This is a genomic window from Micromonospora narathiwatensis, from assembly GCF_900089605.1.
Lineage (GTDB): Bacteria > Actinomycetota > Actinomycetes > Mycobacteriales > Micromonosporaceae > Micromonospora > Micromonospora narathiwatensis.
On the sequence record NZ_LT594324.1, the window covers coordinates 1277005 to 1298703 of the forward strand.

At 75.0% G+C, this 21699-nt stretch carries 13 protein-coding genes; all 13 read left to right on the plus strand.

What is annotated here, in order from left to right; translation table 11 throughout:
- Positions 1-137: 137 nt before the first annotated feature.
- Positions 138-1346 (plus strand): beta-ketoacyl-[acyl-carrier-protein] synthase family protein, encoded by a 1209-nt coding sequence (locus GA0070621_RS05725; RefSeq protein ID WP_091192143.1) that lies wholly within the window; start codon positions 138-140, stop codon positions 1344-1346.
- Positions 1343-2464 carry a beta-ketoacyl synthase N-terminal-like domain-containing protein gene (locus tag GA0070621_RS05730; RefSeq protein WP_091192145.1) on the plus strand — a complete coding sequence of 374 codons (1122 nt, stop codon included), beginning with the start codon at positions 1343-1345 and terminating at the stop codon, positions 2462-2464. The genes GA0070621_RS05725 and GA0070621_RS05730 overlap by 4 nt, the downstream gene beginning before the upstream one ends.
- Entirely contained in the window at positions 2442-3569 is a 1128-nt protein-coding gene (locus GA0070621_RS05735; RefSeq protein ID WP_167666633.1) for a beta-ketoacyl synthase N-terminal-like domain-containing protein, read from the plus strand. Before GA0070621_RS05730 ends, GA0070621_RS05735 begins: the two co-directional genes overlap by 23 nt.
- On the plus strand, positions 3559-4479 hold the full coding sequence (locus tag GA0070621_RS05740; RefSeq protein ID WP_167666634.1) for a beta-ketoacyl synthase N-terminal-like domain-containing protein: 921 nt from the start codon (positions 3559-3561) through the stop codon (positions 4477-4479). The genes GA0070621_RS05735 and GA0070621_RS05740 overlap by 11 nt, the downstream gene beginning before the upstream one ends.
- Positions 4476-5300, plus strand: coding sequence for an alpha/beta fold hydrolase (locus GA0070621_RS05745; RefSeq protein ID WP_091192147.1), 825 nt, complete (start codon positions 4476-4478; stop codon positions 5298-5300). The genes GA0070621_RS05740 and GA0070621_RS05745 overlap by 4 nt, the downstream gene beginning before the upstream one ends.
- Positions 5297-6199, plus strand: a complete 903-nt coding sequence (locus tag GA0070621_RS05750; protein WP_091192148.1) for a hotdog family protein — start codon at positions 5297-5299, stop codon at positions 6197-6199. Before GA0070621_RS05745 ends, GA0070621_RS05750 begins: the two co-directional genes overlap by 4 nt.
- Entirely contained in the window at positions 6196-6912 is a 717-nt protein-coding gene (locus GA0070621_RS05755; protein ID WP_167666635.1) for a 2-hydroxychromene-2-carboxylate isomerase, read from the plus strand. Before GA0070621_RS05750 ends, GA0070621_RS05755 begins: the two co-directional genes overlap by 4 nt.
- Entirely contained in the window at positions 6887-7879 is a 993-nt protein-coding gene (locus GA0070621_RS05760) for a beta-ketoacyl-ACP synthase 3 (RefSeq protein WP_091192150.1), read from the plus strand. Before GA0070621_RS05755 ends, GA0070621_RS05760 begins: the two co-directional genes overlap by 26 nt.
- A 541-nt stretch (positions 7880-8420) precedes the next feature.
- Positions 8421-9410, plus strand: coding sequence for a 2,3-diaminopropionate biosynthesis protein SbnA (gene sbnA, locus GA0070621_RS05765; RefSeq protein WP_231920988.1), 990 nt, complete (start codon positions 8421-8423; stop codon positions 9408-9410).
- A gap of 13 nt (positions 9411-9423) precedes the next feature.
- Positions 9424-10446, plus strand: coding sequence for a 2,3-diaminopropionate biosynthesis protein SbnB (gene sbnB, locus GA0070621_RS05770; RefSeq protein WP_091192151.1), 1023 nt, complete (start codon positions 9424-9426; stop codon positions 10444-10446).
- Between the two features lie 14 nt (positions 10447-10460).
- Entirely contained in the window at positions 10461-11423 is a 963-nt protein-coding gene (locus tag GA0070621_RS05775; protein WP_091192153.1) for an ATP-binding cassette domain-containing protein, read from the plus strand.
- A gap of 76 nt (positions 11424-11499) precedes the next feature.
- On the plus strand, positions 11500-12288 hold the full coding sequence (locus tag GA0070621_RS05780; RefSeq protein ID WP_091192154.1) for an ABC transporter permease: 789 nt from the start codon (positions 11500-11502) through the stop codon (positions 12286-12288).
- Positions 12289-12403: 115 nt separating this feature from the next.
- Positions 12404-21697, plus strand: a complete 9294-nt coding sequence (locus tag GA0070621_RS05785) for a non-ribosomal peptide synthetase (RefSeq protein ID WP_091192156.1) — start codon at positions 12404-12406, stop codon at positions 21695-21697.
- Positions 21698-21699: the final 2 nt, after the last annotated feature.

A 21699-nucleotide genomic window follows, 5' to 3' on the forward strand; every position in this document is an offset into this window, starting at 1 on the left:
GCGACGTCGAGGCCGCCGCGAGGCCGCCACAAGGCGGTGGCTCGACGGTGAGAACCCGACCACGCTGCGGCTGACGGGGCGGCGCGCGGCGCTCGCCGCCGGGCGCGGCCCAAGGACTCACGAAGGACTCCTGGGTGATGAACCGACGGGTTGTGGTAACCGGGCTCGGGCCGGTGTCGAGCATCGGCACAGGCATCGAAGCCTTCACGACGGCACTGCGCGCCGGGCGCAGCGGAATCACGCCGATCGCCAGCTTCGACACCACCGGCTTCCGCACCGAACGGGCCGGCGAGGTGCACGGGTTCGAGCCGCGTCGCATGGTCACCCGGCTCGACCCGGAGGACTGGGGCCGCAGCAGCCTCTTCGCCGCCGCGGCGGCCCGGCTCGCGCTCAGCGACGCGCAGGCCACCGACGTACCGGACCGGTCCGACCGGTTCGGCGTCTGCATGGGTACGACCAGCGGCGAATCCCAGGTGGTGGAGCGGCTCACCGAACAGTGGCTGGCCCACGGTTACCCGCACACGACCCCGGCGCTGGCCCGCCAACTGCCCGCGGGACGGGTCGCCGAGGCGGTCAGCCGCGAACTCGGCCTGAAGGGCACGACGCTGACCGTCTCGACCGCGTGCTCGGCGAGCAACTACGCCCTCGGGTACGCCTTCGACGCCATCGCCACCGGCGAACAGGACTACATGATGGTCGGCGGGGCCGACTCGGTGTGCCGGTGGGCACACGCCGGCTTCTACCGGCTTGGCGCGCTCGCCGCCGAGCGGTGCGCGCCGTTCGACCGGGACCGCGCCGGGGTGATCACCGCCGAGGGCGGCGTCGCGCTGTTCCTGGAGAGCCTGGACTCGGCCCGGGAACGCGGCGCCCGCGTCTACTGCGAGGTGCTCGGCTACGGGCTCACCTGCGACGCCAAACACCCGACCGCGCCGGACGCGGCGAGCGTGGCCCGCTGCATGCGGCTGGCCCACCGGGACGCCGGAGTCAAGCCCGACGAGGTCGGCTTCATCTGCGCCCACGGCACCGCCACCCCCGCCAACGACTCCGCCGAGTACGAGGCGGTACGCGAGGTCTTCGGCGACCGGCTGCCCCCGATGAGCTCGGTCAAGTCGATGCTCGGCCACACGATGGGCGCGGCGAGCGGGTTCAGCGCCGTCGCCGGGGCGCTGGCCATCTCGTCCGGCTTCCTCGCGCCGACCATCAACCACGTGACCACCGACCCGGCGATGCCCGGCCTGGACGTGGTGCCGAACGAGGCGCGCGTCGAGCGGCCCCGCATCGTCCAGGTCAACGGGTTCGCCTTCGGCGGCAACAACGCCATCACGATCCTTGGACGGCTCGCATGACCGTGACCACCGATTCGCGTACCTCGACCCTCGTGCTCGGCGTCTCCGGCTGGGGGGTGCTGTCCCCGTACGGGCTGGGCGCCGACGAGTTCACCGCCGGACTGCGTACCGGGCGGGACGCCACGGTCGACGCGGCGGAGTTGACCGCCGAGCCGGTTCCGGACCCGCGGGCGTACGCCCTGGCCGGGTTCCGGGCCCGCGACCACCTGGGCCGCAAGGGCACCAGCTTCCTCGACCGGCGGACCGCCTTCGCGGTGCTGGGCTGCGGCCAGGCGCTGGCCGACAGCGACCTCGTCGTCGGCGACGACAACCGGGACCGGGTCGGCGTGGTGCTCGGCACCGGAGTCGGCAGCCTCCAGTCGACCAGCGACTACAGCCGCGACACCCTGGTCCTGGAGAAGCCGTACCTGGTCAACCCGATCCTGTTTCCCAACACCGTGCTCAACTGCGCGGCCGGGCAGGCGGCGATCTGGCACGGGCTGCGCGGGATCAACGCCACCCTGGCCGGCGGCGCGATGGCGACCCTCGCCGCACTCCGCTACGCGATGACGATGCTGGGGCGCGGTCGCGCGGAGGCGCTGCTGGTCGGGGCGATGGAGGAGTACACCCCGCACATGGCGTGGGCCGACCACCGGGCCGGCGCCGCGCCGACCACCGTCGGCGGCGAAGGCGGCGCGGTCTTCCTCATCGAGGACGCCGCCGCCATGCGGGCCGCCGGCCGGGAGCCGGCCGCGGAGATCCTCGCGATCGACCTCGGCCACACCGGTGGGCGCACCGACCGCGCCACGGAGCTCGCCGAGCGGGTACGCAAGGTGCTGCACCAGGCCGGCGTCACCGGCGAGGAACTCGCCACCGTGGTCACCTCCGGGGCCGCCGCCGAGGAGGACGCGCTCGACGTGACCGTCGGCCCCGACGCGGTCCGCGTGGCGATCACCGATCTCGCCGGCAACTGCCCGACCGCCGCCGGAGCGCTCCAGGTCGCCGCCGTGCTGGCCCACCATCGGGGCGCGCCGGAACACGACGGCTGCCTCTCGCTGATCGTGGCCAGCACCGCCGACGGTTCCGTCGGCGCCGCCGTGTTGAGGGGGAACGGGCGTGCCGCTCGCGATCACCGGTAGCGCCATGCGCACCAGCCTCGGCGACACCGCCGAGACCTACCAGGCGTTGCTGGCCGGGGAATCCGGCCGGCGACCGCTGGGGTACGTCGCCCCCGAGCGGGTCAACGTCCGCCACGGCTACCACGTCGACGCGAGCGGCCCGGAGCGGCCGTACCGGGCCAGCGCCTGGCTGGCCGGGTGCGTGGCGGCGGCGGCCCGGGAAGCCGGCCTCGACTGCGCCCGGCAGCGCGTCGTGGCCATCGTCGGCACCGGGCTGCGCGAGCTGCGGGCCGTGGAACGGTGGCGGGCCGACGGGCAGCCGGTCGAGCCGGACGCGCTGCACTTCGGCGCCGCCGTACGCGGTGCGCTGCCCGGCGTCGAGGACGTCGTCACCGTCTCCAACGCCTGCTCGGCCTCGTCGCACGCGCTCGCCCTCGCCGCCGACCTGATCGAACTCGACGAGGCGGACGCGGTGCTGGCCTGCGGCGCGGACGCGATGACCGAGAGCATGCTCGCCATGATCGGGCGGGTCGGCGACGAGTCCAGCGACGCGGTACGCCCGTTCGACGCCGACCGCAAGGGGGTGCTGCTCGGCGACGGCGCGGTGGCCGTCGTGGTCCAGCGGGCCCCGGACACCGACACGGCGGTGCTGCTGCGCGGGGTGGGCATGTCGTGCGACGCGTACCACGAGACCGCGCCCGACCCGGACGGACTGCGCGCCGCGATGACCGACGCCTACCGGCGGGCCGGACTGCGCCCGGCCGACGTCGGCCTGGTGCTGGCCCACGGCACCGGCACCGCGTTGAACGACCCCACCGAGGCCGGCGTGCTGGCCGGGATCTTCGCCGACGCCGGCCCCGGACCGCTGGTCACCGGGATCAAGGGCGCGATCGGGCACACCTCCGGCAGCGCCGGGTTGATGAGCCTGCTCGTCGCCGTGGAGGCGCTGCGCCACGGCCGGGTGCCGCCGGTGGTCGGGCTGCGGACGCCGATCGCCGAGGCGGCCCCGCTGAACCTGGTGGTCGGCGAACCGGCCGCCACCGACGCCCGGGTGGCCCAGGTCAACGCGTTCGGATTCGGCGGCGTGAACGCCGTCTGCCTGGTGGAGGTGCGGCGTGAGCGGTGACCGGGTGGCTATCGAGGCCACGGCGGTACACGTGCCCGGGATCGCCCCGGATCGGCTGATCGCCACGGCCACCGAGCCGGACTGCGGCCCCGACGAGGCGCACACCCTGCTCGGCCGCAAGGGGCTGCTGTTCAAGGAGCCGGCGGTGCGGATCGCGATGTGCGCCGTACACAAGGCCCTGGGCCTGCCGCCGGGCCGGCCGACCGCGCCGGTGCCGGGCGCCGCCGGCACCGCCGTGGTGGTCAGTTCCAACCTCGGCAACGTCGCCACCGTCTGCGACATCGTCGACCAGGTACGGGCGGGTGGCCTGCGCGGGGTGAGCCCGATGCAGGCCCCGAACGCGTCCAGCAACATCATCGCCAGCAGCATCGCCATTCGGTACGGCTTCACCGGCCCCAACCTGATGGTCTGCTCCGGCGCGACCGGCGGACTCGACGCGCTGCGCCTCGGCGCCCTGCTGGTGCGCGGCGGCCGGGCGTCCCGCGTGATCGTGGTGGGCGCCGAACCGGCCGACGAGATCGCCACCGCGCTGCGCGCCGCCGCCGACCTGCCGCCGGGCCCGCCACAGGGGACCGCCGCCTGCGTGGTGCTCGCCCCGGCCGAGCGGCCCGGTGGGGTGCGGTTGGACTCGGTACGCCGGCACCGCGCACCGGAGGTGGCCCCGGCGGGCGGGCCGCCGACCATCCGGCTGGCCAGCGGCACCGGCCCCGACGACGACCTGGGCGTCCTGCTCGACGCCGGATACGGCGCGACCGGGGTGCTCCAGACCGCGCTCGCCACCCGGTGGCTGACCGACCCGGCCACCCGCCCGGCCGGCGTCGACGACGGATCCGAGGCGGTGCTGACCTGCGGCTCGGCCGGCGACGGATACGCCACCGCACGGCTGTACCGCGACGGGGACGGGACATGACCTGGCGCCTGCTCACCACGCCCGGGGCCGACCCGGCTCCCGGGCGCGGGCGGGTGGTGGCGGCGGTGCACGGCCTGGCCGACAACGGCACCACCTGGCACGACCTGGCCGCGGCGCTCGGCGCCGGCTACCGGTGGTACGTCGTGGACGCCCCGTGGAGCGCCGACTCGGGCCGGTCGTTGGTGGACCGGGCGAACCCGTCGGAGGGACCGGCCCGGTGGCTGCGGCAGACCCTCGCGGCCCTGCCCGAACCCGTCGACATCCTCGTCGGCCACTCCTTCGGCGCCAACGCCGTACTGGACCACCTGGCCACCCGGCCGGAGCCCGCGGTCCGCGCCGCCGTGCTGCTCGCGCCGCTGGTCCGCCCCGCCGAGCGGGCCCCGCACCCGGTGCTGATCGCCCGCACCCGGGCGGCGATCCGGCAGGTGGTGTCCGACGGGCTGCGCGCCCGGCTCGGCCCGCGCGCCGCCCAGGTGGCCGACGACGTGCTCGCCGCGATGGCGGACAAGGCCCTGCAACGGGTTCCCGACGGCGCCGCCGAGGTGGTGCTCGACCGGCTCCTCGCGACGCCGCGGCCCGCGCTGGGCCAGGTCGGCACCCCGACCCTCGTCCTGGCCGGCCGGGGTGACCAGCGGCTGGCCGGGGTACGGGCCAGCTCACTGGCGGTGATGCCGGCGGTCGACGTCCGCATCCACCGGCACTACGGCCACTTCTGTCACATCACGCAGGCGACCGAGGTGGCCGCCGAGTGTGCCGAGTTCCTCGACCGAGTCGTGCCGGCGCCGGCGCCGACCGGTCCGATCATGGAGGTTTACGTATGACCGTCGCGCTCGACGCGCACCCGACCACGTACCGCGGCCGGCCCCGGTACGAGGGTGCCAACATCGGCACCTGGGTCGGCTTCAAGCAGTTCGTGTACCTGGCCGAGGACGCGGTGCTGCAGTACTACCGCGACCGGGGGACCGGACCCGGCGACCTGTTCCACGGCTCCGGCGTCCAGCTGTCCATCGTGGAGCATTCGGTGCGGCTGCCCGGCCCGGTCTTCGTCGACGACGAGGTGTACGCCGAGGCGACGCCCGCGCCGGGCGGCAACGGCGCGGAGGACACCTTCACGGTCACGCTGACCGTGCGGCGGCACGGGCAGCAGGTGCCGGTGCTGAAGGGGAAGGTCCGGGTCGCGTTCGTCGCGCCCGACGGGACCCTCGGCGAGCCACCCGCGGAGTTCGCCGACCGGGTGGTGGCCGACCTGGCCGCCCTGCGGCCCCCGGCCGAGCAGCCCGCCGCGTTCCGACCGGGCTTCCTCTGGCGCGAGACGATCCCGTACCCGCACTGCCAGTTCTCCGACCGGATGCAGCACTCCGGGTACGTGCGCGACCTGGAGGAGGTGGTGCACCGGTACCTCGCCGATCGCGGTATCTCGATCCGACGGATGCTCACCGAACGCAACTGGATCCCGGCGGTGACCCGGTCCCAGGTGCGGCTGCTCGCCGACGCGTACCTGGAGGAGGAGCTGCACACCGTCTTCACCGTCGACGACATCGTCAAGGACGTCATGTTCACCGGCCGGATGGACTGCTACGTCGTCCGGGACGACCGGATCGTGCACACGGCCACCGGCTCGATCACCCACGGGTACGGGGTGGCCAGCGGCCCGGACGCCGGCCAGGTCGCCGTGATGGACCCGCAGACGCAGGCCGCGCTGCTGTGGAGCGCGTCGTGACCGGCCGACCCAGGGTGTACTTCTCGTTCCAGAGCCCGTTCAGCTGGATGGCGCTACGCCAGTTGGAGGAGCGCGTACCCGATTTCGCGGACCTGTTCGAGTACGTGCCCTTCTGGGACCCCGACGCCCGTACCCGGGCCGGCCTCGACGCGCACGGCGCGGACTTCCACTACACGGTGATGAGCAAGGCCAAGCACCTGTACATCCTGCACGACACCAAGCGGCTCGCCGCCGGCTTCGACTACCGCCTGGTCTGGCCGGTGGACGTCGCGCCCTGGTGGGAGCCGTCCGCGCTGGGCTGGCTGCGTGCCCGCGAACTGGGCTGCGAACGGCGGTTCTACCGGGTCGTCACCGAGGCCCGCTGGGACCGGGGCGACAACATCAGCGATCCGGCGGTGCTGCGGGCCGCCTGCGACGCGGCGGGGCTGCCCGGCGCCGAGCTGATGGCCGCCGTCGACGACGACCGGATCCGGGAACTGGGCGTGGCGGCGCTGGTCAGCGCGCACCACGACGAGGTGTTCGGCATCCCGCTGTTCATCGTCGACCGCCAGCGCTACTGGGGCGTGGACCGGATCGCCGAGGTCGAGGCGGCGGTGCGGGGGCTGCGCGACGCCGGCCCGGCCGCGTCGACCGACCTGCTGAACAGCCTTCCGGTGGCCGCGCTGGCGACGGTCGGCTCGTTCGACCATGACGAGCCCGGCGGCTGCGGCTGACCGGGCAGGGAAGGAGACCACAGTGCGCACCTGGCAGGGATCCCGCATCGCCGGGCTCGGGTACTACCAACCGCCGCGGGTACTCACCAACGAGCAACTCTCCCAACTGGTCGACACCGACGACGCGTGGATCCGCAGCCGGGTCGGCATCCAGCAGCGGCACGTCGCGGAGGAGCAGTCGGTGGCGGACATGGCGACCGCCGCCGCCGGCAAGGCGCTCGGCGCGGCCGGCGTACAGCCCGGGGAGGTGGACCTGGTGGTGGTCGCCACCTGTACGTCCATCGACCGGGTGCCCAACGTGGCGAGCCGGGTCGCCGCGAGCCTGGACATGGCGGGGCAGGCCGCCTACGACATCAACACCGCCTGCTCCGGCTTCTCCTACGCGCTCGCCACCGCCGACCACGCCATCCGTGCCGGCGCCGCCGGCACCGCGCTGGTGGTCGGGGCGGAACGGCTGACCGATTTCATCGACTGGCAGGACCGCAGCACCTGCATCCTCTTCGGCGACGGTGCGGGGGCGGCGGTCCTGGTCGGCGCCGACGAGCCGGGCGTCGGCCCGGTGGTGTGGGGCGGGTCCGCCCAACGCGGGCCGGCGATCCGGATCGAGGGCCGCGAGGCGCGGATCGCGCAGGACGGCCAGACCGTGTTCCACTGGGCCACCACCGCGCTCGCGCCGATCGCGGAGGAGGCCTGCCTGCGGGCCGGCATCAAGCCGGCGGAGCTGGCCGGGTTCGTGCCGCACCAGGCGAACCTACGCATCATCAACTCGGTCGCCCGGGATCTCGGGGTCGAGCAGGCCGTCATCGCCCGGGACATCGTCTCGTCCGGCAACACCTCGTCGGCGAGCACGCCGATCGCCCTGGCCAAGCTGGTGGAGCGGCGGGAGGTGCCCAGCGGCGCCCCGGTGCTGCTGCTCGGCTTCGGCGGCGGCCTAACCTACGCCGGCCAGGTCATCCGCTGCCCCTGAGATCCCCTGGACCTCCCGCGATCTTGCACTTCCGGTCGCCGAGATGCGAGCTTTCAGCCGATTCACGGTGGCCGTAACTGCAAGATCGCGGGAGGCGGTGGGGGTGGGGGCAGCAGGGCGGGGCGCGGCAACACGCCGGGGTGTGCCCCGGGTGTTGGTGGGTCGCTGGGCCGAGGTCGTCGGGCCCTGGTCCGCGGGCCACGCCCTGCTGCGGTGCGAATCTGGGCGGCCTCTCGTGGCGGCCGCCGGTGTCGCACGGGAACCAGCCTGTCAGGCCGCCCTCGAACCAGGATCGACCGTGGCTCGACGGCGACCGGACCGCCGCCCGACGGGGACGCGGCCTGACCGCCGGCAGTCGACCCGACCGGCGGCTCGAGCCGCCTGCTAGTCGTCCCCGATCCCGATCCGAGCCCACCCCGAGGCGGGTGACCGACCGTGGGCGGGCGTCCCATGCCCCGCCGCGTCACCTGACGTGAGCCGCCGGGCCTCCTTCGAGCCGGACCGGGAGTACGAGTGATGTTCCAGTGCGGAAGTGATAGCCGTGAGCCGTGAGGCCCTGCTGGGCCGCCTGGCCATGGTCGGGCGGGCGATGCCACGTACCCCGCTGGTGCAGCTGCGTCACGACCGGCTGGACCTGTACGCCAAGTTGGAGTACGTCAACCCGAACGGCAGCTCCAAGGACCGCTCGGCGTACTGGATCCTGAAGCGGGCGGTCGAGCGCGGCGACGTCACCGAGCGGACCACCATCGTGGAGTCGTCCTCGGGCAACTTCGCCATCTCGCTCGCCTCGTTCTGCCGCTGGATCGGGCTGCCCTTCGTCCCGGTGATCGACCCGAACGTCAACGCCAGCACCGAGGCGTTCCTGCGCCGGTTGTGCGACCGGGTGGAGAAGGTCACCGAGCCGGACGCTACGGGAGGGTACCTGTCCACCCGGTTGCGCCGGGTGGAGGAACTGCGGGCGGAGCTGTCCTCGGTCTACTGGCCCAACCAGTACGCCAACCCGGACGCCCTGGCGGCGCACGACCTGCTGACCGGTGCCGAACTCTGCATGGACCTGCCCCGCATCGACTACCTCTTCGTCGGGGTCAGCACCGGCGGCACCATCGCCGGACTGTCCACCCGGCTCAAGCGGCTCCGCCCGGACGCCTGGGTGGTCGCCGTCGACGCCGAGGGGTCGGTCATCTTCGGCAGCCCGCCGGCCAAGCGGCGCCTGCCCGGGCTGGGCTCCAGCATCGTGCCGCCCCTGGTCGGCAAGGCCAGCATCGACGACGTGATGATCGTGTCCGAGGTGGACGCCGTACGGGGCTGCCACGAGCTGTTCGAGCGGCACGGACTGTACGCGGGCGGCTCCACCGGCAGCGTCTACAGCGCGATCGAGCGGTACTTCGCCGACCATCGGGGACCGCGCCCGACCGTCGCCTTCCTGTGTGCCGACCGAGGCACCGGTTACGCCGACACCGTGTACGACCCGGAGTGGGTCGCCCGGTTCGTCGCCCAACGCGACCGCGGTCAGTCCGTGGCGCTGGTCTGAGAGGAACCTCAGCATGACCGAGACCCACCCACCGAGCGTCCAGCCGTTCACGGTGGTGACCGCGGCCGAGGTGGCGGCGGCCATCGAGGCCGACCGGCCCGCGTGCCTGGACGCGGTACGCCGCGCCTACCTCACCCACGACGAGGCGGCCACGGCGTTGCCGCACAGCAGCTTCCTGCGCTTCCCGCAACTGCCCCGGGACCGGATCATCGCCCTGCCCGCCTACCTCGGCGGCGAGTTCGACGTGGCCGGCATCAAGTGGATCGCCAGCTTCCCCGGCAACACCGCGCACGGCATCCCGCGGGCCTCGGCGGTGCTGCTCCTCAACGACCTGGCCACCGGCTACCCGTACGCCTGCCTGGAGTCCTCGCTGATCTCCGCGACCCGGACCGCGGCGTCCGCGGTGCTCGGCGCCGAGGAACTGGTCGGCGGCCGGCGGGTGGCCAGCGTCGGCTTCATCGGCACCGGCCTGATCGCCGAGCACGTCCGCCGCTTCCTGCGCGACCTCGACTGGGAGATCGGCGAGTACCGGCTCTTCGACCTGGACCCGGCGGCGGCCGAGCGGTTCGCCGCCACCGTGCAGGCCGACGGGGTGGGCGCGGTCAAGGTGGTGCCCGAGGCCGCCGACGCCTTCGCCGCCGACCTCGTGGTGCTCGCCACCGTGGCCGGCGAGCCGCACCTGCACGACCCGGCGCTGCTCGCCCACCGCCCGGTGGTGCTGCACCTGTCCCTGCGCGACCTGTCGCCGGAGATCGTGCTCGCCGCGCAGAACATCACCGACGACGTCGACCACGCGGTCCGCGAGCGGACCTCGCTGCACCTGGCCGAACAGCGGGTCGGCCACCGGGACTTCGTCGACGGCACCATCGCCGACGTGCTGCGCGGCCGGGTCCGTCGGGACCCGGACCGGGCCGCGGTCTTCGCGCCGTTCGGCCTCGGGGTGCTCGACCTCGCCGTCGGGGCGTGGGCCTTCGACCGGGTACGCGCCGCCGGCGGCGGCCGGACCGTCGCCGACTTCTTCCCGCCGGCGAACTGAGCGAGGGGGCGGCAGTGGACCTGACGATCGAGGCCGAGGGGCTTCGCAAGAGCTACGGCAGCCACACCGCGCTGGCCGGGGTGGACCTCGCCGTGCCGGCCGGCACCGTGCTCGGCCTGCTCGGACCCAACGGCGCCGGCAAGACGACCATGGTGCGGATCCTGTCGACGCTGCTCACGCCGGACGGGGGCACCGCCCGGATCTGCGGCCACGACGTGGTCCGGGAACCGCGCGAGGTACGCCGACGGGTCGGCCTCACCGGCCAGTACGCGGCCGTCGACGAGCTGCTGACCGGCCGGGAGAACCTGGTCCTGATCGGCGTCCTGCACCACCTCGGCAGGCGGGCCGCCCGCGCCCGGGCCGACGAGCTGCTGGAGCGGTTCCAGCTCACCGACGCCGCCGGCCGGGCCGCCCGTACCTACTCCGGCGGCATGCGGCGCCGGCTCGACCTGGCCGCGAGCCTGGTCGCCGACCCGCCGGTCCTGGTGCTCGACGAACCCACCACCGGGCTGGACATCACCAACCGCCGGACCCTGTGGACGATGGTCCGTGAGCAGGTGGCGGGCGGCACCACGGTGCTGCTCACCACGCAGTACCTGGAGGAGGCCGACCAGCTCGCCGACCGGATCCTGGTCCTCGACGGCGGCAAGGTGATCGCCGAGGGCACGCCCGACGAGCTGAAGCGCAAGGTCGGCGACGAGCAGGTGCAGATCCGGCTGCGCGACGGCGGGCAGCGGTCCGAGGCCGTCGCCGCCCTCGCCACCGTCTCGGCGCACCAACCGGTCCTCGACGACGACGGCGCGAGCCTGCGGCTGCCGTTGACCGACGGGCTGTCCGGCATCGCGGCCGTGGCGACGGCGCTCGACGCCGCCAAGATCGACGTCGAGTCGTTCGCCAGCTGCGCGCCGACCCTGGACGACGTCTTCCTCTCCCTCACCGGGCGGAGCACCGCCGAGAAGCCGGAGGCAACGGCATGAGCGAGCGTCAGCGAGCGAATCATCGGTACAGCGCTGTGGTGGCTCATGCCGACGCCGAGCGTAGCGAGGTGGCGGCATGAGCACTCTCGCCGTCGAGACGTCGGCCCTGGTCGGCCGGCACCTGCGCCACCTCTCCCGGGTGCCGATGCGGCTGCTCGGCGTGACCGTGATGCCGGTCGCGTACGTGGTGATCTTCGGTTACCTCTTCGGCAGCGTCATCGACGTTCAGGGCGGCGGCTACCGGGAGTTCCTGATGGCCGGCATCTTCGCCCAGATGATGCTCACCAACCTGCAACACACCGCGCTCGGCGTCGTCGACGACCTGGGCAACGGGATCGACGACCGGTTCCGGTCGCTGCCCATCGCCGGGCTCGCCGTACCGCTGGCCCGGACCGTGGCCGACCTCACCCGGGTGGTGGTCGCCTGCGTCGCCATGGCGGTGGTGGGCTTCGCGATGGGCTGGCGGACGCACGCCGCGGCGCCGCAGGTGCTCGCCGGCTTCGGGCTGTTGCTGCTGCTCGGCTTCGCCGCCTCCTGGCTCGGCGTCCTCCTCGGGCTGCGGCTGCGTTCCGCCGAGGCGGTCAGCGCGGTGGCCTTCCTCGTCGTCATGCCGATGACGTTCCTGTCCAACGCGTTCATCCCGCTGCGCGGGCTGCCGGACTGGCTGCGCGCGGTGTGCGAGTGGAACCCGCTGTCGGCCGTCGTCGCCGCCTGCCGGGACCTGTTCGGCAACCCGGGCTCGGCCGGCGACGCCCTGCCGATGCGGCACCCGGTCGCCGCCTCGCTGCTGCTGATCTGCGCGCTGCTGGTGATCAGCGCGACGCTGGCCACCCACGCCTACCGGGCGGCCGCCCGGGGGCGCTGACCCCCGGAGACCCGCCGGCCGCCCGCCCACTCCCCCAGAGGGCCGGGCGGCCGGACGGTCACCCCACCGAGCATCCAGCCACCCGCGAACACGTCCGTAGCTCCGGAGGACTGCTGTGCCCGACCACGAGGATGTGCGCTGCCCGCTGACCACCGCGCAGTTCGGGGTCTGGCTGGCCCAGCGGCTCGACCCGGACAACCCGATCTACAACCTCGCCGAGTACGCCGACCTGGCCGGCCCGCTCGACCACGCGGTGTTCGAGGCGGCGCTGCGGCGGACCGTCGCCGACACCGAGGCGCTGCGGATCCGGGTCGAGGAGCCCGTCGAGGGGCAGCCGGTGCTGTCGGTGGCACCGGCCGTCGACTGGACGCTGCCCGTGCTCGACCTGCGTGCGGCGGCCGACCCGTACGCCGCCGCCCTGGACTGGATGCGCGCCGACGCCGCCCGGCCGGTCGACCCGGGCCAGGCGCCGCTGTTCCGGTACGCGCTGCTGCGCCTCGCCGACGACCGGACCCTGTGGTACCAGTGCTACCACCACCTGGCCCTCGACGGGTACGGCATGGTGCTGGTGGCCCGGCGGGTGGCCGAGGTCCACACCGCACTCAGCGGCGGCGACGAGCCCGGCCCGGCACCCTTCGGGCCGCTGCGGGCGCTGGCCGACGGGGAGGCCGCCTACCGGTCCGGCGAGCGGTTCGACCGCGACCGTGGGTACTGGACCGAGCGGTACGCCGACCGGCCCACCCCGGCCAGCCTCGCCGACCGGCGGCCGACCACCCCGCGCCGGCTGGTCCGGCGTACCGCCGCGCTCGGACCGGCGACGATGGGCCGGCTGCGGGCGGCGGCCCGGGAGCACGGCGTCGCCGTACCGGCGGTCGTGGTGGCCGCGGTGGCGGCGTACTTCCACGGGCTGACCGGCAACGAGGACGTGGTGCTCGCGCTGCCGCTGACCGCCCGGCGGAACGCCGCGGCCCGGACCACCCCCGGCATGGTCTCCGCGATCGCGCCCCTGCGCCTCGCGGTACGCGCCGACGGCACCCTCGGCGCGCTGGTCGCCGGCGTCTCCCGGGAACTGCACGACGTGCTGCGCCACCAGCGTTACCGCTTCGAGGACCTGCACCGCGACCTGGGCCTGACCGGCGGCGCGTCGCTGCTCGGCCCGCACGTCAACCTCCTGCTCGACGCCGGCGGGGCCGGCACCACGTTCGGCGCCGCCACCGGCACCGACCACAACCTCGCCGGCGGGCCGGTCGACGACCTGGCCGTCGTGCTCGACGCCCGGCGCGGCGACACCGACGTCCGGCTGGACCTGGACGCCAACCCCGACCTGTACGCCGACGAGCAGGTCGGCCGGCACGCCGAGCGCCTCGCCGCGTTCCTCGACACCTTCGCCCGCGCCACGGCGGAAACGCCGGACAGCCCGGTCGGCCGGCTCGACCTGGCCGGCGCGGCCGAGCGGCGGCTGGTGCTGCGCGACTGGAACGACACCGGCCGGCCGGTGCCGGACGTACGGCTGCCCGCGCTGATCGAGCAGCAGGTGGCGCGTACCCCCGGCCGCCCGGCGGTGACCTGCGGCCCGACCACGCTGACCTACGCCCAGCTCAACGCCGCCGCCAACCGGCTGGCCCGGCTGCTGGTCGCCCGTGGCGCCGGCCCCGAGCGGCTGGTCGCGCTGGCGCTGCCCCGGTCGGCGGAGATGATGGTCGCCCTGCTCGCCGTCCTCAAGGCCGGCGCCGGCTACCTGCCGGTCGACCTGCGCTACCCGCCGGACCGGATCGAGTTCATGCTGGCCGACGCGGACCCCCGGCTGGTGCTCACCGTCGGCGGCGCCGGCGACGGCCTGCCGGTACACGACCCGGACCGGCTGTTGCGGCTCGACGAGCCCGCCGTCGCCGCCCTGCTCGCCGCGCAGGACGACAGCGACCTGACCGACGCCGACCGGCTCCGCCCGCTGCACGGCGGCCACCCGGCGTACGTCATCTACACCTCCGGCTCCACCGGCCGGCCCAAGGGCGTGCTGGTCAGCCACGACAACGCGGTCGACCTGGCCTGCTGGGCGGTCGCCGAGATCGGCCCGGCCGCGCTGTCCCGGGTGCTCGCCAGCACCTCGCTCAACTTCGACGTCTCGGTCTTCGAGATGTTCGGTCCGCTCGCCTGCGGTGGCGAGATCGAGGTGGTCGACGACCTGCTCGCCCTCGCCGAGCGGGCCGACGGCTGGTCCGGCAGCCTGATCAGCGCGGTGCCCTCGGCGTTCGCGCAGTTGCTGGCCGGCGGCGCGGTCGACGCCCACGCCGACGTGGTGGTGCTCGCCGGTGAGGCATTGTCCGCCCAGGCGGTGCGGGACATCAACGGGGCGCTGCCCGGTGCCCGGGTGGCCAACATCTACGGCCCGACCGAGGCCACCGTCTACTCCACCGCCTGGTACGGCGGCGACCTCGCCGGCGACGCCGCCCCGCCGATCGGCCGGCCCACCACCAACACCCGGGTGTACGCGCTGGACAGCGCGCTGCGTCCGGTGCCGCCCGGCACCGTCGGCGAGCTGTACCTGGCCGGCGCCGGCCTGGCGCGCGGCTACCTCAACCGGCCCCGGCTCTCCGCCGAACGCTTCGTCGCCGACCCGTACGGGCCGCCCGGCGCCCGGATGTACCGCACCGGTGACCTGGTCCGCTGGCGGGCGGACGGCCACCTCGACTACCTCGGCCGGATCGACCACCAGGTCAAGGTGCGCGGCTACCGGATCGAGCTGGGCGAGATCGAGTCGGTGCTGCTGGCCCACCCGGACGTGGCCCAGGCCGCCGTGGTCGCCCGCGCCGACGGCGGGGTCACCGCCCAACTCGTCGGATACCTGGTCCCGGCCGCCGCCGCGTCCGCACCGACCCCGGCCCAGCTCCGCGAGCATGTCGCCGCGGCGCTGCCGGAGTACATGGTGCCGGCGGCGTTCGTGCTGCTGGACGCCCTGCCGTTGAACCCCACCGGCAAGCTGGACCGCCTCGCCCTGCCCGCACCGGACTTCGCCGCGGCGGCCGGCGCCGGCCGGGCCGCGGCCACCCCGCGTGAGGAACTGCTGGTCCGGCTCTTCGCCGAGGTGCTGGGGCTGCCAGCGGTCGGCGTCGAGGACAGCTTCTTCGACCTGGGCGGGGACAGCATCGTCTCCATCCAACTGGTCAGCCGGGCCCGGCAGGCCGGGCTGCGCCTCACCCCGCGCGACGTGTTCACCCACCGTACGGTGGCGGCCCTGGCCGGGGTGGCCGGCGAACTCGGCCCGGCCGAGGCCGAGGACCCGGACGCCGCGCTCGGCGACGTGCCCCTGCCGCCGATCGTCGAGTGGCTGCGCGGCAGGGCGGGCACCGCCCACCCGGTCGACGGCGTCGCGCAGAGCGTCGTCGTGCGTACCCCCGCCGGGCTGCGTGGGGCGGACCTGGCGGCCGGGTTGCAGGCGTTGCTCGACCACCACGACGCCCTGCGGATGACCCTGCACCGCGACGGCGCGGCGTGGCGGCTGGCCGTCCCGCCCCGGGGCACCGTGTCCGCCGCCGACTGCCTGCGTCGGGTCTCCGCCGCGCCGACCGCCACGGTCTCCGGTGGGCCGGAGGCCACGGTATCCGCCACGGTCTCCGGTGGGCCGGACGCCACTCGGTCGGACCCGGCGATCGGCGCCGCTCGCGCGGAGGCGCTGGCGGGGCTGCGCCCGGAAGACGGGCGGCTGCTGCGCGCGGTGTGGGGCGACGCCGGCACGGACCTACCCGGCTGGCTGGTGCTCGCCGTGCACCACCTCGCCGTGGACGGTGTGTCCTGGCGGATCCTGCTCGACGACCTGGCCACCGCCGTGGCCGCGGCGGCGGCCGGCACGCTACCCCGGTTGGCCCCGGTGCCCACCTCGTACCGCACCTGGGCCCGCCGGGTCACGGAGCAAACCGGCACGACCGAGCCGGCCGCGTCCGTCGTGGACCCGCCGCTCGGGCGGCGACCGGTCGGCCCGGACGACACCGAGGCGGCCGCCCGCCGCCGGACGGTGACGCTGCCGGTGGCCCGTACCGAGGCGCTGCTGCGTACCGCCGCGCCCCGGTGGCACGCCGGCGTCGACGACCTGCTGCTGGCCGCGCTGGCGGTCAGCGTGGCGGACTGGCGGCGTCGCCTCGACCCGGCCGCCGCCGGGGGCCTGCTGGTCGACGTCGAGGGGCACGGCCGGGACGGCGTGGACGGGCTGGACCTGTCCCGGACGGTCGGCTGGTTCACCCGGCTGACCCCGGCGCGGCTCGACCTCGGCGACCTCGACCCGGCCGAGGCCCTTGCCGGTGGGCCGGCCGCCGACCGGGCGGTGAAACGGATCAAGGAACAGCTGCGGGCCGCCGCGCCGGCGGCCCCGGCCGTGGCCGGTCCGGCCGACCGGCCCGACACCCCCGCATCGGGGCCGGCCGCGCAGATCGGCTTCAACTACCTCGGCCGGCTCACCGCCGACGACGGCGCCGACTGGTCGCCGTTGACCGTCGAGGGCGAAGTCGCCACCGGTGGGGCGAGCGCGCTGCCGGCGGCCCATCCCCTCGACATCAACGCGGTGGTGGTGGACGGGCCGGACGGGCCCCGGCTCACCGCCGAGTGGAGCTGGCCGGACGGGGTGCTCACCGATGGCGACGTGCGGGACCTCGCCGACGGCTGGCTCGCCGCGATCGAGGCGGTCACCGAGTACGCGACCCGACCCGGCGTCGGCGGCCGTACCCCGTCCGACCTGCCCCTGGTCGAGCTGGACCAGGACGAGGTCGAACGGCTGGAGCAGCGCTACCCGGCGCTGGCCGACGTGCTGCCGCTCGGTCCGCTCCAGGAGGGGCTGCTCTTCCTGTCCGCGTACGACGAGCAGGCCCCCGACATCTACACCGTCCAGTTCGTCTTCGACCTCGACGGCGAGCTGGACGGCGTACGGCTGCGCGCCGCCGCGCAGGCGCTGCTCGACCGGCACCCCGGACTGCGTGCCGGCTTCACCCACCGCGACCTGCGCCGGCCGGTGCAGGTGCTGCCGGAGAGGGTCGAGGTGGACTGGCGCGAACCGGACCTGACCGGGATCGCACCGGCCGAAATGGACGCCCGGCTCACCGGGCTGCTCGCCGCCGACCGGGCGGAACGCTTCGACCTGACCCGCCCGCCGCTGCTGCGGTTCACCCTGATCCGGCTGCCGGACGCGCGGTACCGGCTGGTGCTGACCAACCACCACATCCTGCTCGACGGCTGGTCGATGCCGGTGCTCGCCGGGGAACTCTTCGCGCTGTACCGTTCGGCCGGCCGTACCGACGCGCTGCCGCCGGTCACCGACGCGCGGGCGTACCCCGCCTGGCGGGCCCGGCAGGACGTGCCGGCGGCCGAGGCGGCGTGGCGCGACGCCCTCGCCGGCCTGACCGAGCCGACCCTGGTGGCGCCGGCCGCGGCCGAGCGTGGCCCGGTGCCGCCGGCCAAGCTGCTGCGCGAGCTGCCGGCGGCGCTCACCGACGCGCTGACCGCCACGGCCCGGGCGGCGGGGGTCACCCTCAACACCGTTGTGCAGGGCGCCTGGGCGGTGCTCGTCGGCGGCCTCACCGGCCGCGACGACGTGGTCTTCGGGGCCACCGTCGCCGGCCGGCCCGCCGAGCTGGCCGGGGTGGAGACCATGGTCGGCCTCTTCATCAACACCCTGCCGGTACGGGTCCGCCTGGACCCGGCCGAACCGGTCAGCGCCGTGCTGGCCGGGTTGCAGGAGCGGCAGACCGCGCTGCAACCGCACCAGCACCTCGGCCTGCCGGACATCCAGCGGCTGGCCGGGCACGGCGAACTCTTCGACACCCTCGTGGTCTTCGAGAACTACCCGGTCGACCCGTCCGTGCTCGACCTGGCCGGCACCGGGCTGACCGTACGCGGGGTGCACGGGCTCGACGCCACCCACTACCCGCTGACCCTGGTGCTGGTCCCCGGCGACCGGCTCGGGCTGCGCCTGGAGTACCGGCCGGACCTGATCGACGAGACCACCGCCGGGGCCCTGCTGGAGCGGACGCACCGGCTGCTGGCCGACATCGCCGCCGAGCCGTCCACGCCGGTGGGCCGGCTCGACCCGACCACCCCGGACGAACGCCACCGGGTGCTCGTCGGCTGGAACGCCACCCGGCACCCGGTCGAGGCGGCGACCCTGCCCGACCTGCTGGCCCGGCAGGCGGCCGAGACCCCGGACGCCGTCGCGGTGGTCTTCGAGGGGACCGGCCTGAGCTTCCGCGAGCTGGACGAGGCGAGCAACCGGCTGGCCCGGCTGCTGATCGGCCACGGCGCCGGCCCGGAGCGGTTCGTCGCCGTGGCGGTGCCCCGCTCGCTGGAACTGGTCGTCGCGCTGTGGGCGGTGCTGAAGGCCGGTGCGGCGTACCTGCCGGTCGACCCGGACTACCCGGCCGACCGGATCGCGTACCTGCTCGACGACGCGCGTCCGGCGCTGCTGCTCACCACCCGGGCCACCGCCGGGCTGGGCGCCGGCCTGGTTCTCGACAGCGACGAGGTACGGCGGGCGGTGGCGGACCACTCCCCGGCCGGGCTGACCGACGCCGAGCGGTACGGGCCGCTGCGCCCGGCCAACCCGGCGTACATGATCTACACCTCCGGCTCGACCGGCCGCCCGAAGGGCGTGGTGGTGCCGCACGCGGGCATCGTCAACCGGCTGGCCTGGATGCAGCACGAGTACCGGCTCACCCCGACGGATCGCGTGTTGCAGAAGACCCCGTCCGGCTTCGACGTGTCGGTCTGGGAGTTCTTCTGGGCCACCATCGTCGGCGCGACCCTGGTGGTGGCCCGACCCGAGGGCCACAAGGACCCGGCGTACCTGGCCGGGCTGATCCGCGCCGAGCGGGTCACCACGCTGCACTTCGTGCCGTCCATGCTGGCCGCGTTCCTGGCCGAACCGGCCGCCGCCGGCTGCACCGGCCTGCGCCGGGTGATCTGCAGCGGCGAGGCGCTCCCCGCCGACCTGGCCGAACGGTTCCACGCCACCCTCGACCCGGCCGGCGCGCACGGCATCGGCCTGCACAACCTGTACGGACCCACCGAGGCGTCGGTCGACGTGACGTACTGGCCGTGCCGGCCGGGGGAGCGGACCGTGCCGATCGGCGTGCCGGTCTGGAACACCCGGCTGTACGTGCTGGACGGGTTCCTCCGGCCGGTGCCGCCCGGCGTGGCCGGCGAGTTGTACCTGGCCGGGGTGCAACTGGCCCGTGGCTACCGGGGCCGGGCCGGGCTCACCGCGCAGCGGTTCGTCGCCGACCCGTTCGCCGCCACGCTGGCCGCCACGGACCCGTCCGTCACGCCGGGGGAGCGGATGTACCGGACCGGGGACGTGGTGCGCTGGCGTCCCGACGGGGTGCTGGAGTACGTGGGCCGGACCGACCACCAGGTCAAGATCCGTGGCTTCCGGATCGAGCTGGGCGAGATCGAGGCGACCCTCGCCGAGCACCCGTCGGTGGGGCAGTGCGTGGTCCTCGCCCGGGAGGACCAGCCGGGGGTGAAGCGGCTCGTCGCGTACGCCGTACCGGCCGCCGGGCAGCGGGTCGACGCGGCCGTGCTGCGCGAGCACGTCGCCGCGCGGCTGCCCGAGTACATGGTCCCGACGGCGGTGCTGGCCCTCGACGCCCTGCCGGTGACCGCCAACGGCAAGCTCGACCGGGCGGCGTTGCCGGCCCCCGACTTCGCCGGCGTCGGCACCGGCGGGCGGGCGCCGTCGACCCCGCGTGAGGAACTGCTCGCCGGGCTCGTCGCCGAGGTGCTCGGGCTGCCCCGGGTGGCCGTCGACGACAGCTTCTTCGACCTCGGCGGCGACAGCATCGTCTCCATCCAACTGGTCAGCCGGGCCCGCCAGGCCGGGCTGGAACTCACCCCGCGCGAGGTGTTCACCCACAAGACGGTGGCCGCGCTGGCCGCGGTGGCCCGGGAGGCGGCCGGCAGCGCCGCAACCGATCCCGACGCCGGCATCGGCGAGCTGCCGTTGACCCCCATCGCCCGCTGGTGGCTGGACCGGGCCGGCCCGGTGGGCGGGTTCCACCAGTCGGTGGTGGTGCCCGCGCCGGCCGGGCTGACCGCCGAGCGGCTGCGCGACGCGGTGCGGGCGTTGCTCGACCACCACGACGCGCTGCGGATGCGGCTGACCGGCCCGCCCGGACGACGCGGGCTGGTGATCGGCCCGCGCGGCAGCGTGCCCGCCGCCGACCTGATCACGCACGTGCCCGCGACGGGTGGCGCCGAGGGCCCCGACCTGGCCGGGCTGGCCGAGGCGGCCCGGGCCACCCTGGACCCGGTCGCCGGCCGGATGCTGCGCGTCGTCTGGTGCGAACCGTCGGAACAGCTCCTGATCCTGGCCCACCACCTGGTCGTCGACGGCGTCTCGTGGCGGATCCTGCTGCCCGACCTGACCGCAGCCCTCGACGCCGCGCCCGGCACGCCGCCGCTACTCACCCCGGTCGGCACCTCGCTGCGGGAATGGGCGGAACACCTGGTACGCGACGCGCACAGCCCGACCCGGCTGGCCGAGCTGCCGCTCTGGACCAAGCTGCTCGACCAGGCGGAGCCGCCCCTGGCCGCCCGCCCGCTGGACCCGGCCCGGGACACCGTCGCCACCCTCGCGGAGTTGCACGTCGAGCTGCCCGCCGCGCACACCGAACCGTTGCTGACCGCCGTACCGGCGCTGTTCCACGCCCGGGTCGACGACGCGCTGCTGGCGGCGCTGGCCCTCGCGGTGGCGCACCGGCGGCAGCGACGTGGCCTGGGCGCCGATCCGGCGGTGCTGGTGGACCTGGAGCGGCACGGCCGCGCCGACGACGTACCCGGGGTGGACCTGTCCCGGACCGTCGGCTGGTTCACGAGCCTGGCTCCAGTCCGCCTCGATCCGGGGGCGGTGGAGTGGGACCAGGTGCGCGACGGCGGGACGACCGTCGGAACCGTACTCAAGCGGGTCAAGGAACAACTGCGCGCCGCGCCCGACGACGGGCTCGGCCACGGCCTGCTTCGACACCTGAACAGCGAGACCGCCGGGGTGCTGGCCGAACTGGCCGAGCCGCAGATCATGTTCAACTACCTCGGCCGGCTGGGCGGCGCCGACGGGCGCGGCTTCGCCGGGCGGATCGGCGGCGGCGCGGACCCGGCGCAGCCGGTGGCGTACCCGATCGAGGTCGCGGCCTGGACCGCCGACACCGCCGACGGCCCGCGGCTCACCGCGGTGTGGCGGTGGCCGGCCGGGCTGCTCGACGACAGCGACGTCCGGCAACTCGCCGACGACTGGCGGACGGCCCTGGTCGGGATCGTGGCGTACGCGGCGGCCGGCGGGACCGGCGGGCACACCCCGTCCGACCTGACGCTGGCCTCGCTGTCCCAGGACGAGATCGACGAGTTCGAGGACGAGCTGGAAGCGGAGTGGGAGTGACA

What these genes read in the sequence shown, in the direction of transcription:
- GA0070621_RS05725 (WP_091192143.1), top strand. Translation starts at nt 138, where the DNA reads ATGAACCGACGGGTTGTGGTAACCGGGCTCGGGCCGGTGTCGAGCATC.
- GA0070621_RS05730 (WP_091192145.1), top strand. Translation starts at nt 1,343, where the DNA reads ATGACCGTGACCACCGATTCGCGTACCTCGACCCTCGTGCTCGGCGTC.
- GA0070621_RS05745 (WP_091192147.1), top strand. Translation starts at nt 4,476, where the DNA reads ATGACCTGGCGCCTGCTCACCACGCCCGGGGCCGACCCGGCTCCCGGG.
- GA0070621_RS05750 (WP_091192148.1), top strand. Translation starts at nt 5,297, where the DNA reads ATGACCGTCGCGCTCGACGCGCACCCGACCACGTACCGCGGCCGGCCC.
- GA0070621_RS05760 (WP_091192150.1), top strand. Translation starts at nt 6,887, where the DNA reads ATGACGAGCCCGGCGGCTGCGGCTGACCGGGCAGGGAAGGAGACCACA.
- sbnB (WP_091192151.1), top strand. Translation starts at nt 9,424, where the DNA reads ATGACCGAGACCCACCCACCGAGCGTCCAGCCGTTCACGGTGGTGACC.
- GA0070621_RS05780 (WP_091192154.1), top strand. Translation starts at nt 11,500, where the DNA reads ATGAGCACTCTCGCCGTCGAGACGTCGGCCCTGGTCGGCCGGCACCTG.